This window comes from Fervidobacterium islandicum (assembly GCF_000767275.3).
Taxonomy (GTDB): domain Bacteria; phylum Thermotogota; class Thermotogae; order Thermotogales; family Fervidobacteriaceae; genus Fervidobacterium; species Fervidobacterium islandicum.
In genome coordinates this window covers 1,934,075-1,948,043 of the sequence record NZ_CP014334.2, presented here as the reverse complement: position 1 = coordinate 1,948,043, position 13,969 = coordinate 1,934,075, and the positions used below count along the sequence as shown (strand labels likewise).

Genomic DNA, 13,969 nt, shown 5'->3' with positions numbered 1-13,969 from the left:
GATAATTCTGGCTTTTTTATTTCATTTTTAGGTTTCTTGCTCAGCTATTACGTCTCATATCATCTTGTAGAAAAACAACTTGGTGAAGACGGGATTACAACTCTGCGAGCAGTTAGCGTTGGTATAAGACCGTCTGATATGGAGCGTGTAGTTACAACGATGTCCGATGAAATACCTGAGTACGAAGAAATCCACTCCTATTTAAACAAAGTTAGGGTAAAAACAGGTTTGAAATACCTTTACACTTTTTTCTTTAATCCAGACGGTAGTATCACGTACTTAGTAGATGGCTATCCAAAGAATTCGGAATTTTTCTCAGAGATAGGTAGCAAAGATGATGAACCAGCCGTTTCTGAGAAGGATTTTGGAACAAGAGACTATGTGTTTACAAATATAGCTTACTACCAGCAGTGGGGATATCTGAAAAGTGTCTTTTATAGGCTTCGCAATTTCGCAGGAAAGACGGTCTATCTTGGAGCTGATTACGATGCCGATTTTATTAGAAAGCTCGCAATTTCTAATTCATTAAAAATCTCACTCATAATTACTGTATTCGAGGTCATCTTTGTTTTCTTCATAGTCTATATACTACGAAAAATTAAGTTAGTGTCAGAAGTATCGAAAACATTGTCCCAGGGAGATTTGACGAAAGCAGTTGCTGTCAAAGGGAAAAATGAGGTCTCAGAAATGCTAAAGTTATTTGAAGTTCTGCGAATGAGTTTGGTAAAACTGATCAGTGACGTAAAAAATAGCATAGAGCTGGCCGATTCGGAGATACGAGCAAATCAAAGTGTGATCGAAACCGTTTCACAAAATTTCCAAAGCAATATAGAAGAACTCAGGAATATTTTCCAAAATATATCCGCAGCGATAAACAATGTCACTGCCAGTACAGAAGAGATTGGTGCCTCCGCTTCTTCGATGATCGAAAGCATCCATAGATTCATTGGTGATTTGGAAAGTGCTGCAAAATCCTTAGAATTGATGGCAAGAAATGCTGTCAAATCGAAGGAAATGATGACCGAAAGTGTTTCCGCTCTTGAAAGCGCAAGAGCATCGAGCGAAGAGATTTCAAAACTGGTGCGTGAGATTTCTGGGAAGAATGTAAAGATAGATGATGTTTTGAAAGGTATAACGGGCATAGCAGAGCAGACTAACCTACTTGCACTAAATGCTGCGATAGAGGCAGCAAGGGCAGGTGAAGCAGGACGAGGCTTTGCGGTAGTTGCTGATGAGATAAGGAAACTCGCAGAGCAAAGTAAAGTGTTCGTAGAGCAAGCGAAAGGTATACTTGAGAGTATATTTGAGGATATAAGGAACATAAACTCGGATTATTCGGAAACACTCAAGAAAATAACTGATAGTGCAAACAAGATTACTTCTGCTTCAGAAAGCTATAATTTGATAATTGAAGAAGCGGAGAAAATTTCAACCGTACTCGACAACTTGACAGTTGAAGGACGCGGCCAGGGGGAGACTGTCGGAGAGATAGCTGATGCGATAAATGGATTGGTAACTTCTATAGAAGAGATCGCTAAACTGGTTCATACCTTTGAAGAATCGGTAGATTTTGTTAGAAGTTCATTTAAGAAGATAGAATTATCTTCTGTATCCGTTAGCGAAGCATTTACTAAAGTAAGAGAAGACATCGGAAAATTTAAAACTTAATTGTGCAAACCTCTTAGAGGAAAATGTGTGTATTTACTTAAAATTTAAATGTTAAAACGCCACCTTTCACAGGTGGCGTTCGATTTTTTGATTATTCTTGAGTCGAACTTTCGGAATCTTCAACGAGCGCAGTTAATTTCCTTGGGACTTTCTTTATGATGTAGAATTCCAGTTCGTCGCCTTCCTTTATATCGTCAAAGTTCTGGAATTTGATACCGCATTCTTGCGGTGCGCTGACTTTGCTAACATCTTGCTGGTAATGTTTCAAACTTTCTATCTTTCCTTCAAAAACAAGCGCACCATTTCTGTATATTCTCACAAAACCACTTTTTTCAACATATCCGTCGTAAACTTGAACACCTGCTACATTTCCGTACTTGTGGATCTTGAACACTTTCTTGATTTCCCCAGTTCCTGTTTTTTCTTCAACTTCCTCAGGCTCAAGCATACCTTCAAGTGCGGCTTTTAAGTCTTCGAGAAGTTTATAGATTATCGTGTATGTCTTTATCTGAACGCCTTCCGATTCGGCCAACTTCGAAGCTTGTGAATCAGCTTTCACTCTAAAACCAAGTATGATAGCTTCGGAGGCCGAGGCAAGCATGACGTCGCTTGTGTTTATGGCACCAACTGCAGCGTGGACGATGTCGATGTCGATTTCATTTGTCCTAAGCTTAGATATCGCGTTCTGCAGAGCCTGGAGTGAACCTACGGTATCAGCTTTCAATATGAGCCTTAATTCTTTCTTTTCGCCTTCCTGCATCTTTTTAAGGATCTCTTCGAGCTTTATTTGTCTCTTTTTTCTCAGTTCTCGTGCCTCAATTTCCCTGACCTTTTCAACGGTCTCTACGGCCTTTTCTTTTGATTCTACAACGTAAATGATGCTGTGCGGGTCTGGTAACTCTTCAAAGCCAACTATCATAACAGGAGTTGACGGTTCGGCACTGTTGATACGTTTTCCCTTGTCGTCTATGAGTGCCTTCACCTTTCCGTAAACTTTTCCAGCCACGACGTAGTCTCCAACCTTGAGTACACCATCTTTTACTATTGCGTTCGCAACAGGTCCGTAGCCTTTGTCGAGCCGAGTCTCTATCGTGACTGCCCTCACAGGCCATTCAGGTATGCACCTTATATCCTGCATCTCAGCAACTAGAAGAATCATTTCAAGCAAAGTATCGACGTTTGTACCATTCCTTGCAGATATGGGGACAACGATCGTATCGCCACCCCATTCTTCTGGTATGAGGTTCAGCTTTGTGACCAAATCTTGTTTTGTGAGTTCTACGTTCGCATTTGGTTTATCTATTTTATTGATGGCCACAATTATTGGCACATTAGCAGACTTTGCGTGGTTATAGGCCTCTATCGTCTGTGGCATAACACCGTCGTCTGCTGCAACTACGAGGACAACAATATCCGTTGCTTGTGCACCTCTTGCACGCATTTCTGTGAAGACTTCGTGCCCAGGTGTGTCGATGAACGTGATCTTCTTTCCGTTGACGACAACTTGGTAAGCACCTATACTCTGGGTGATTCCACCCTCTTCTTTCTCTGCCACTCTTGTCTTTCTTATGTAATCCAAAAGCGTTGTCTTACCGTGGTCGACGTGTCCCATTACTGTGACAACTGGTGGCCTTGGAATGAGCTTCTCTTTATCCTGATAGAGTATTTCAAATTGCCTCTTAAGCTCATCAAGAGGATTTTCTAACTTGACTTGTTCTTCTTTACCTTCCTCTTCTTCGAACGTGAGACGCACGTCATACATTTTTGCAATCTTCTTTGCAAGTGAAACGGAGATCTGTTGTCCGGGTCTGAGGACTTCACCTTTCATGAAGAAGTCTTGGATGATTCTATTCTGCGGAACCTTTATCTTTTCCGCGAATTTGTCCAGCTTTAAGTCTTCCTCGGTTATATGGACGGGAGGCTTTTTAGCCTCTACTTTTTCCTTCGTGGGTTCCTTTGATTTGGTTAACGTCACATCTTCCTCCTCGTCGAGTGTTTCTTTGTATATCTCGAGGAGGATATTCACTGTTTCTTCATCTATATAACTCATGTGGCTCTTCACTTCAATGCCGAGCTCTTCCAATTCATGGAGTAATTCTTTTGTATCCATATCCAGCTGTTTTGCGAGTTCGTAAACCCTTAATCGTGCCAAAAAATCCACCTCCCGTATAGCTCAAACTATATTATAACACATATTCTTTGGATTGTTCAATTCGTTCAACCAATTGAAAAAATCGTGTATTGAATCTTCAACTTTTCTAAGTCTATACGGAATTGTGGATGAAAGTTTCGCTTTTGAAAACGCGTAGTTCAAGCGTAACGTATGGAGTGCATAGGGCACGAATTCCGTTGGGATGGAGAAAAGTACATTAGCAATTAGGGAAAGTGTACTGAGGATATCCCCTGAAGTATCGTCCAACACTTTAAATGTCTCAAGACCACACAATTTTGGCAGCTGCGCAAAATCGATATCATTTCCTGAAACTATGAAACGTTGCTTTGAAACTTTACAGTTGCTATAAGACTTTAGTAGTTCATACAACTTGACAATTGCTTCAGCCAAATCCCGAACATCAACGAAATCAAATTTTCCATTTATCGTATAGCGCAGCTTTCCAGTTTTGTACTTTATCAGAACTCGAGAAAAGTGGGAGAACTTATAATCGTACGGTCCAAATATCCCCGTGGGGAAGACAATAAACCCATCAAGGCCTTCGCTGAACGCCTTCTCAACCTCTTTAGTTGCAATCGCTTTTGATTTTGCGTAATCCCCAACGACAAGATTTTCATCGACAGGTGTTTCTTCAGTGATCATACTTCCTTTCTCAACTTCTGCGAATGCGTGGACACTGCTGATGTATATCAGCGGTACTTTCTTTTTCTTTGCAAGCGTAATAACATTCCTCGTGCCTTCCACGTTTACCGAATAGACAATTTTTTTCCTAGAGGGTGTTATTGATATCACGGAAGCAAGGTGGAAAATTGCTTCAATGCCATTCAGAGCACTTGAAAAATCAGCACGAACGTCTGAGTAGAAAACCTCAACCGGAACAAGCTGCAATGGAAGAAGGCTATCACTCGGATGGACGAGAATCCTTACCTTTTCACCTTTCCCTATGAACTTCTTAACCAAGACATTTCCAAGGTGTCCTGTTGCACCTGTTATTAAGAGCATAATTAATCCCTCCTATGCATTTAATCGTTGTTATTAGCTTTGCTTTTGAATTCGGTTATCATTCTTGAAAACCTAACCATTGTTTCAAAACCAATCTGTAGTTTCATTATCTCCTCTTTAGGAAGTGATACTAAGAGCTGCTCAAAGATACGACCAAAAGCCTCAAGCAGTTTATTGTAAACATTCTTGCCTTCTTGCGACAGGACAATGTGAAAGTGCCTTCTGTCTTCTTGCGATTGAACGGTTTTAATAAGTCCCTTTTTTAGAAGTGATTTGGTTGCTATACTAACCGCGGCTTTCGAAATATTCAGTTGTTTTGCCAAAATCCCATTTGAAACCTTGTCAGAAACTGCGGAGAACAAGAAAACATATAGCTCCGTTGTACTCATATCTTCCAATTCCGGGATTTCCGGAATAAGAGCGACCATTCCGGTTACTATCTCGACAACACTTTTTAAGATATCCTCAGTGCTAATATTCAAATTGCCAAGATCGTTTTTACTTGACCCAGACATGCTATAAGAGTAATCTGCACACACCATCTCACAGCACCCCCTTGTCTTTGCCTTCTATATATTTAGACTGTTAATTTTTTAAATCGTTTAGCTATTTAACTAATTTTTTTGACAACTTTCCGAACAAATATACACCTGATAAGTTCATCCTTTCGATGAAAATGTTTGACGATTTAATTTAAATGGCTTAAATGTGTGTATGCTCGTTTTATCTTGCTGATTTTCGAGTATGCGATGTTTATAGTTTCAACAAAACAGTACTAAAATTTATATGCGGTGTTAGAAAATTTTTTAATAGAGTTAATTCACATGTCTTTGTAGATCTCAGAGGGGAGGGTTTTTCGGTGGCGACCAAGGGACGATGGCAGTGGGCAGAGGTAAACAAGTCAAATTTTTCTAAGATTAGAACAACGATTGAGGCAGCTTTCTATGGGAATAATGTTGAGCTTCTTACGTCAAGAAGAGAAGCTTACAAAAAGGCTATGAAATCGCCTGGAACGATAGTCACAGACCTGCCTGTTTACAAACCAGAACTGTTGAATTTGGATGAAGGAACGCGCATTCTTCTTTTCAACGATGGTGCAACGGTTGGAAGGTTCGCAGGGGCAAGGAAGATTATAGGTATGCCAGGTGTTAATGAAGATGTACTTGCAGAAGTGCTTAGGGAGGCTGTCTATGGAACTAGGTATAGAAAGATGTACCATGCCATTAGCTATACGGGGTTGCACGAAGACTTCATTGTGAAAAACCACATACTTATTCCGGAAGGTTTCGAGAACACTGTTTATAATTGGTTGCTGAATTTCCAGGACTTAACACCAGAATACGCTGCGATGTACGAAAGGTCTAAGCTGATTAAAGAACCTGACATTTATATCTTCGCGGATCCTGATTGGTCTCATCCCGATTTTCCTGGTGGACTTGCGCTCTTTGATCCTAACAACAACTGCGCTGCCCTTTTAGGTTTAAGGTATTTCGGGGAGTTTAAAAAGGGCACTCTCACACTTGGCTGGTCTGTTGGGAATAGACAAGGGTACGTGGCTTGCCACGGTGGTTTGAAGAAGTACGAATTCGATAACAGCAAGTATGTTGCCGCGTTCTTTGGGTTATCCGGTTCAGGGAAATCCACGCTGACACATGCAAAGCACAACGGGAAATACAAGATCACGATTGTTCACGATGACGCGTTGGTTATAAACCTACAAGACCTTTCATCCATAGCGCTTGAGCCTTCGTACTTTGATAAAACCTCCGACTATCCATTGACAAGTGATGATAACAAATACCTTCTAACCATTCAAAACTGTGGCGCCACAATCGACGAACTAGGAAGGGTCGTTCCCGTTATGGAGGATATCAGGAATGGTAACGGAAGAGCAATAAAATCAAAACTTTGGTCACCAAACAGGGTTGACAAGATTCAAGAGCCTGTTAATGCGATATTTTGGATAATGAAAGACCCTGTATTGCCACCGATTGTCAAAATAGAAGACCCTGTGCTTGCTTCCACGATGGGAGCCACGCTTGCAACGAAACGAACATCCGCAGAAAAACTACTTCCAGGAGTCGATCCTGAAGCGCTGGTTTTCGAACCATACGCCAACCCATTTAGAACTTATCCGCTCTCGGAAGACTACCAAAAGTTCAAAGCACTGTTTGAAAAAGGTGTGGAGTGCTACATAATCAACACAGGATTCTATTTAAATAAGAAGGTTCCAAAGGAACTCACCTTGGAAATTCTCGAGCACATTGTTGAACGAAAAGCGAATTTTGTTGAATGGTTTGGTGGGCTAAAGATAATGGAAATTTCAGGTTTTGAGGTGAGAACCTCTGATTACGAATACAGGGAGCTACTTAAGATTTCGCTCGAAAAAAGGCTAGATTTCCTAAAATCGAAAGATATAGAAAGCCAGGGATACGACAGGTTACCCGAAGAATGCAAACGTTCTATTCTGGATTTGATATCTCATCTGTGACGTAATTTAAAATAATCCAAGTCACCATAATATTGCAGTTACAAAAAAGAAATATTAAAGACGTTGAAATTATTTAGACAAGGTATAAAATAAGAATCGATATAAGAACATAGGTAGGTCAAGGGCCCTTGAAAGAGGGCCAACAAAAAGCGAAAAAGCAAAAGTGAAAGAGGAGGTGTTGTTATGGGTTTACCACTCATAGGTGATAAGGTTCCTGAATTTACGGCAAAGACAACGCACGGTGTTATTAACTTCCCGAAAGACTACGAAGGCAAATGGGTTGTGCTCTTCAGCCATCCAGCAGACTTTACGCCGGTTTGTACAACGGAATTTGTTGCATTTCAGAAAAGGTACGACGAGTTCAAAGCACTCAACACAGAACTTATTGGGCTGAGCATCGACCAGGTTTTCTCACACATCAAGTGGGTCGAATGGATCAAGGAAAAGCTCGGAATCGAGATTAAATTCCCAGTTATTGCTGATGACAGAGGTCAGATTTCCGAACTCTTTGGAATGATACATCCGGGTAAGGGGACAAACACAGTTAGAGCGGTCTTTATTATCGATCCGAAAGGAATTCTCAGAGCCGTATTGTACTATCCACAGGAACTTGGAAGAAACATGGATGAGATTCTCAGAATGGTGAAAGGATTGCAGGTTAGCGACGCAAACGGTGTTGCAATACCAGCGAACTGGCCAAATAACGAATTAGTTGGCGATGAAGTAATCGTTCCACCAGCATCAGATTGTGCGACCGCTGCAAAAAGGCTCCAAGAATACGAATGTTACGACTGGTGGTTCTGCCACAAGAAACTGAAGTAAGCTCAAGTAATCTACTGAATAAGAAATGCGGGGATTTCGGTCCCCGCGTTTTTATTTTTTATAACTCATGAACTTATACTCTTTGTGTTTTCCAGATATCCCTAACGTATTCTTCAATCGTCCTGTCGCTTGAGAACTTTCCACTTCTTGCGATGTTTAGCAGTGATTTTTTGTTCCATTCCACTTTGTTCAAGAAAAGTTCTTCAACTTTTTTGTGTGTTTGTTCGTATGCTTCGAAATCAGCTAAAACAAAGTATTGATCTGGCATTGGCGCGTATTTACCATATAGCAGGTTTTCGTATATGTCTACGAAAAGTTCAGGGTTGTCTTTGTTGAAGTAGCCGTTTTTAAGCATATCGAGTACTTCGCGTATCTTCTCGTTTTCTAAGTAGATCCCGAATGGGTTGTATATTCCTTTCTTTCTTGCTTCTTCTATCTCTTCTGCTTTCAAACCGAATATAAAGATGTTTTCTTCTCCAACCTCTTCAAGCATTTCAACGTTTGCACCATCGAGTGTTCCAACTGTTAATGCCCCGTTTATCATGAATTTCATGTTTCCTGTTCCTGATGCCTCAAAGCCAGCTGTTGAGATTTGCTCACTCACATTAGCAGCTGGAATTATTATTTGCGCTGCCGATACGTTGTAGTTTGGGATAAATACCACTCGTAGCTCTTTGCTAACTACTGGATCATTGTTTACAACGTCTGCAACACTGTTGATTAGCTTGATTATCAGTTTTGCCATCTTGTACCCAGGTGCCGCTTTTCCAGCGAAAATGAACGTTCTTGGGACTTTCAGATGTTTACCTTCTTTGATTTCGTTGTAAAGGTGTATGACGTGCAAGATGTTGAGAAGTTGCCTTTTGTATTCATGAATTCTTTTAACTTGGATATCGAAAATGGATGCCGGGTCTAAGTTCACGTTGATTTTTTCTTTCACATACCTTGCAAGCCTTTCTTTGTTCCACATCTTTGCTTGATCGAGTTTTTCCAAAAATTCGGAATCGTCAAGGAAAACTTCCAGTTTTCTAAGTTCGTATAGGTCTACGATCCACTTATCTCCTATCGATTCTGTAATTAGTTTTGCAAGAGGTGGGTTACATTCGAGTAGCCATCTTCTTTGCGTTACACCATTTGTTTTGTTATTGAACTTCTCTGGGTACATCTCATAAAAGTCTCTCAGTACCGTTTTTTTCAGTATTTCGGTGTGCAGTTCAGAAACACCGTTAATTGAGAACGAGGCAATTGAGCAAAGGTTTGCCATTCTGACCTTCTTTACGTGGCCTTCTTCAAAAACCGACATATTGATGATTTTATGCAAATCTCCATTGAACTTTTCAGCAACTTCTTTCAAAAACCTCGCGTTTATTTCCTCTATGATTTGATAGTGCCTTGGCAACATGTTTTGAAGTAACGGAGCTTCCCATTTTTCCAGTGCTTCTGGCATGACCGTATGGTTTGTGTAGGCGATCGTGTTTTTGACTATCTCCCATGCTTCTTCCCAACCATATCCTTCTTCATCAAGGAGTATACGCATCAGCTCTGGTATAGCGAGCGTTGGGTGTGTGTCGTTGAGTTGGATAACTTCTGCTCGCGCAAGACTTCTCAAATCATTTCCAAACCTTTTCTTGTGCCTTCTGATAATATCTTGTAGGGCGGCACTTACGAAGAAATACTCTTGTTTAAGTCTTAGTTCTCTTCCTTGGAAGAACGCATCGTTTGGATACAGTACTTTTGATAGCGTTTCAGCAAGGTTTTTCTCCTGAACCGCCTTTTCGTAGTTGCCTTTTTCAAACTCCGTGAAGTTGAATTCATTAATTGCCTTTGGCTGCCACAGTCTGAGAACAGAAACGATATCGCTGTTGTAACCTGTTATGTATATATCGTACGGAACAGCCAAGACATCGTACGTGTCTACCCATCTGAATCTTAGATGTCCGTTCTCATCAACGTACGATTCACTTCTGCCGAAGAACCGAACTTTGACGGCCTCTTCAGGTTTTGGAAATTCCCATGGATAGCCGTTCTTTTGCCAGTCGTCAGGTAGTTCTTTCTGGTATCCGCTTTCGATCTCCTGTTTAAAAAGTCCATACTGGTACCTTATTGTGTAACCATAAGAGAGATAACCCAGCGTTGCTAAAGAATCAAGGAAACATGCTGCAAGTCTACCAAGCCCGCCATTACCTAGTGCGGCATCTTCCTCGAGTGGGGCTATTTCATCGAGCGAAAGACCGTGAAATTCAAGCAGCTTTTTTACTTCGTCTTCGACTTGTAAGTTTAGGATGTTGTTGTAAAGAAGCCTTCCTATAAGAAATTCCATAGAAAGGTAGTTCACAATGCGCAGGTCTTTTCTTTTAAAAATTATATCCTCTGTATTCAGCCACTTTTCTACTACCAAATCCCTGATTGAATAGGACAGCGCAAAAAATTTTTGTAGAACTGTAGAATATTCGTTGCGCTCTGCAAGTGTATGATTCAAATGATATTCAAACTGTTTCGGAATTTTCACATCGATCGCATTTAAAGAATTCATAGCTTTTGACCTCACCGCCTTCGGCACAGTTTCGCACCCCTTTTTCAAAGGTTCTTTGTTCTTTGATGCTCTTTCGCTGTTAATTTTGTCCAATTGTTTGAACCGGTTCCAATATATGGGATAAAAAACAAAAATTCCAGGATAAAGTTTACACCAAAAACCAAAAAAAGTCAAATTGTATCTATTTCAGAGTAAATAGAAATGTTGTACTTTAAATTGTGACTTGTTGGTTGCTTTTTCTCACAGTTTTGCCCGATAAATCACAAGAAGTAGTCTGTCAGTTCTGGATGGACCTCCACATCGTATTCTTCAGGTCTAAACTCATCGTCGAAATATACTTCAAATAGTCTTTTGAGCGCAGCTTCTACGAGTTGATTAAGTGTAAAATCCTTTGTGAGCTCGCTGTTCACAAGTGCGTAGACTTTGTATTGGTCAAGGATAACGGCAACCACGGGTTTCGACTCGTCGATTTCGATTATTTCGGTATCGACCACGTGGAAGATCTTGTCGATAACGATTGCCGATTGGTCGTCTTTTTCCATAAGCCATTCGATAGGGTTATCTGACGTAAGAAAACCTGTGAGTTTTATCGTTGGGATGGATTCAATCGGTGCGTAAAATTCTATTCGGAAATTGCCGTAGTACTTACCGTTCACAGGTTTCAACTCGATTTTTGTTTCGGACTTTGTTATCTGGTTGAGTAATTTACTGAGGTTGCTTTTCTCATTTTTGTGTACGTACGTAACATTCACACCGTCTAAGAATTTCATTTTCTCTTTCCTCCTTTTTTAGTACAGTTTGAAAATCTTTGCTGGGTTGCCTATGTAATCGGCTATCATGTGGACCATAACTCCTGAAAATGCGCTGATACCGAAGAATATAGCTGAGCTGCTTTTCGGTGATGCGAAAAGGTACACAAGAAAACCATAGATTGCTGCAAATGTAACTGAGTGTGCAAAACCCCTGTGCGAAAATATTGGTAATGAGAGAAATAGGTTAATAAGCCCAAGGCCTATGAGCATGGATATTGCAACAGAAAATGCTAATACAATTTCTTTCGGAACTACTGACAATTGTTCAATTGCGCCTAATTTATCGTATATAAAAGCTGTGAAGACGTATATAGCAAAGGCCAAAGAAATTGATTTTGTGAAATTCCTAAGTGGTGCATTCGAACTATCCAAGTCCGGCAGATCGCTTCCCAAGATAAACACAGCGTAGCTGATAGCAATTTCAACAGGTGCTGGAGAAAATTCGTAGCCCAAAAGTTTTGCTACTATGCCGTAGATTAACAAAAAAATGGGGTAGGAAATCATACCTATCCTTAGGTGAGCTACTAAATTTGGCATTATCTCAAACCTCTCTTTCTTCAGATGTCTTGTAATTTCTTTATTCTCTCGTCAATTGAAGGATATGTGCCCGATATGAAATTCACCTTACCTTTTGCATCTGCACAGTGTGGATGAACGAAGAAGTGATACCTTATGAAAGAAAATTCTGTATCGAACTTCTGGCAGTTTTCTTTTGCTTTGGAAAGCAAGCTGATCACGGCATCTTTTCCAGCCAATTCTGAGGCAAAAAGGTCAGCATCGAATTCTTTTCTTACGCTTACAAAGACATTAGAGAGAAAACTTAGTGGTATAAAGAGAATAGAAAATCCTATTATTAAGGAATGTAAAAGCAAGCTATTTATAAATTCTTTTGTGCTAATTTTATTATCATTCCAATTCCTTTTCAGCTTTAATAACTTCTCGCGTGAAAGCTTATAGATAAGCATCGGACTTCCAAAAGTTCCACTGACCGTTGTTAGGTAATCCGTGTCTTTTTGGGTTATGTGGTACAACTCGTGAAGAAGTAATGCCTTCAATTCATCTATTTCAAGTTTCTCCAAAGCTCCTTTCGTGATGCACACCGTATGAGTGTGTTCTCCGCGCCCAACAGAAAGAGCATTTATACAGGAAGATTCTATTAGCATTAAATCAACGTCAGATTTCAAATTCAAAGACTCCTTTATCTCACTTAATATGTGCCCAGCGGTTTCAATTTCGATGTCTTGGGTTTTGTTGTTGTTTCTCAAGCTCATAAGCCTCACGATTATCTTTCCGACAACCGATAAGCCAAAGATCACTTGGAACAAGGAAAAGAGACCAAAAATGATAGTGAAAAGCACTATGGTCCCAAGTAAAGTGTCCAAAATAAGTCCGAGCAAGAGGCTCAACATTAAAAAAATTACCATCACGATGTACATTGAAATCTTGTTTGATAGCTTACGGTCAAATTTGGATTTTTTCACAATGAATGAATTGCGCATTTTTCCATCCCTTCTATTATTTTTTCCTTATCCAATGTTCGAAAGGTGGATTTTTGTATGCTTCATTGATGATAGTATTTACCAATTCTTCGAAACTCAGGCCATAGGCCTTTGCGGACATGGGTAAATCACTCAGTTCAGTCATGCCTGGTAAGGTGTTAACTTCTAGGAAATAAAATGTGCCGTTGCTGATGATACCATCAACCCTAGCAAAGTGTTTGCAACCGAGTTTATTGTAGATTCTCAGCGCGATATTCTCGACGGTTTTTGTCATTTCTTCACCGATTTGTGCGGGAATTACAAATTCCGTCATCCCATCTGTGTATTTGGCTTCGTAGTCGTAGAAAAGTTTTTTTGGGCGGAGTTCTAAAATTGGTAGGACGGACGGGACACCGTCGATATCTATTATTGAAACGGTGATTTCAGTACCTTTCACATATTCTTGAACTATCATTTCCTCGTAGTTTTGAAATTCACAATTCAAGTTACTCAATAGTTCTGCTTCTGAAAAGCATATATGAGTCCCTATGCTCGAACCTTCTTTCCTTGGCTTTATTACACATGGGAGTCCTATCTGTTGCTTTACCTTTTCAATTCCATGTTGGGTGAATTCTTGTCGAGTTAGCAGTAAAAACTTCGGCACGTGTGCTACATCTTGGACGTATAGATTGCAGATGTATTTATCAAATGCAATCATACTCGTTTCCATTCCAGAACCTGTGTAAGGTACCTCAAGCGCGTCGAGAATAGCCTGAAGGTGCCCATCCTCACCAAATGTGCCGTGCAAAATATTGAAAATAGCGTCGTAGTTCTTCAGTTGTTTTAGGTTTTCCATATACGCCAAAGTGAAATCTATCTCATCCACTTCATGTCCAAACTTTTTCAACGCTTGAGCTATTCTCTTTCCACTTCTGATAGAAATTTCCCGTTCCCTTGATATTCCACCAAGTAGCACTGCTATTTTCAATT

Annotated in this window: 11 protein-coding genes; 3 read left to right on the top strand and 8 right to left on the bottom strand. The window is 40.2% G+C overall.

The features are described from left to right. Positions 1-36: 36 nt before the first annotated feature. The gene (locus NA23_RS09325; protein ID WP_062946243.1) at positions 37-1,668 is read left to right on the top strand and encodes a methyl-accepting chemotaxis protein; all 1,632 of its coding nucleotides are present in this window, start codon (positions 37-39) and stop codon (positions 1,666-1,668) included. Positions 1,669-1,759: 91 nt separating this feature from the next. Here NA23_RS09325 and infB read toward each other — a convergent pair whose 3' ends face one another. The 3 genes from infB to NA23_RS09310 are packed head-to-tail and all read right to left on the bottom strand — an operon-like array spanning position 1,760 to position 5,385. Beyond that, entirely contained in the window at positions 1,760-3,820 is a 2,061-nt protein-coding gene (gene infB, locus NA23_RS09320; RefSeq protein WP_033192294.1) for a translation initiation factor IF-2, read from the bottom strand. A gap of 21 nt (positions 3,821-3,841) precedes the next feature. Then, the gene (locus NA23_RS09315) at positions 3,842-4,843 is read right to left on the bottom strand and encodes an NAD-dependent epimerase/dehydratase family protein (protein WP_033192295.1); all 1,002 of its coding nucleotides are present in this window, start codon (positions 4,841-4,843) and stop codon (positions 3,842-3,844) included. A gap of 20 nt (positions 4,844-4,863) precedes the next feature. Further along, on the bottom strand, positions 4,864-5,385 hold the full coding sequence (locus NA23_RS09310; RefSeq protein ID WP_052107238.1) for a MarR family transcriptional regulator: 522 nt from the start codon (positions 5,383-5,385) through the stop codon (positions 4,864-4,866). A gap of 317 nt (positions 5,386-5,702) precedes the next feature. On the opposite strand from NA23_RS09310, the gene NA23_RS09305 reads away from it, so the two are divergent. Beyond that, positions 5,703-7,334, top strand: a complete 1,632-nt coding sequence (locus NA23_RS09305; protein ID WP_033192296.1) for a phosphoenolpyruvate carboxykinase (ATP) — start codon at positions 5,703-5,705, stop codon at positions 7,332-7,334. A gap of 183 nt (positions 7,335-7,517) precedes the next feature. Beyond that, complete coding sequence (locus NA23_RS09300; protein WP_033192297.1) at positions 7,518-8,156, top strand: peroxiredoxin; 639 nt, start codon at positions 7,518-7,520, stop codon at positions 8,154-8,156. 73 nt (positions 8,157-8,229) lie between these two features. On the opposite strand, the gene NA23_RS09295 is transcribed toward NA23_RS09300, so the two are convergent. The 5 genes from NA23_RS09295 to NA23_RS09275 form a co-directional block, all read right to left on the bottom strand. Next, positions 8,230-10,782 carry a glycogen/starch/alpha-glucan phosphorylase gene (locus NA23_RS09295; RefSeq protein WP_249477054.1) on the bottom strand — a complete coding sequence of 851 codons (2,553 nt, stop codon included), beginning with the start codon at positions 10,780-10,782 and terminating at the stop codon, positions 8,230-8,232. Positions 10,783-10,949: 167 nt separating this feature from the next. After that, a complete protein-coding gene (locus NA23_RS09290) occupies positions 10,950-11,459 on the bottom strand; it encodes a hypothetical protein (RefSeq protein ID WP_033192298.1) in 510 nt (169 codons plus the stop codon). 18 nt (positions 11,460-11,477) lie between these two features. Next, positions 11,478-12,038 carry a metal-dependent hydrolase gene (locus tag NA23_RS09285; RefSeq protein ID WP_033192299.1) on the bottom strand — a complete coding sequence of 187 codons (561 nt, stop codon included), beginning with the start codon at positions 12,036-12,038 and terminating at the stop codon, positions 11,478-11,480. Between the two features lie 20 nt (positions 12,039-12,058). Next, positions 12,059-13,000: a M48 family metallopeptidase gene (locus NA23_RS09280; RefSeq protein WP_033192300.1), complete on the bottom strand. Its 942-nt coding sequence runs from the start codon at positions 12,998-13,000 to the stop codon at positions 12,059-12,061. 16 nt (positions 13,001-13,016) lie between these two features. After that, positions 13,017-13,967: a D-alanine--D-alanine ligase gene (locus NA23_RS09275; RefSeq protein WP_033192301.1), complete on the bottom strand. Its 951-nt coding sequence runs from the start codon at positions 13,965-13,967 to the stop codon at positions 13,017-13,019. Positions 13,968-13,969 lie beyond the last annotated feature (2 nt).

Coding starts and splice junctions, on each gene's coding strand:
- NA23_RS09315 (WP_033192295.1), bottom strand. CDS start 4,843: ATGCTCTTAATAACAGGTGCAACAGGACACCTTGGAAATGTCTTGGTT.
- NA23_RS09310 (WP_052107238.1), bottom strand. CDS start 5,385: ATGGTGTGTGCAGATTACTCTTATAGCATGTCTGGGTCAAGTAAAAAC.
- NA23_RS09300 (WP_033192297.1), top strand. CDS start 7,518: ATGGGTTTACCACTCATAGGTGATAAGGTTCCTGAATTTACGGCAAAG.
- NA23_RS09290 (WP_033192298.1), bottom strand. CDS start 11,459: ATGAAATTCTTAGACGGTGTGAATGTTACGTACGTACACAAAAATGAG.
- NA23_RS09285 (WP_033192299.1), bottom strand. CDS start 12,038: ATGCCAAATTTAGTAGCTCACCTAAGGATAGGTATGATTTCCTACCCC.
- NA23_RS09280 (WP_033192300.1), bottom strand. CDS start 13,000: ATGCGCAATTCATTCATTGTGAAAAAATCCAAATTTGACCGTAAGCTA.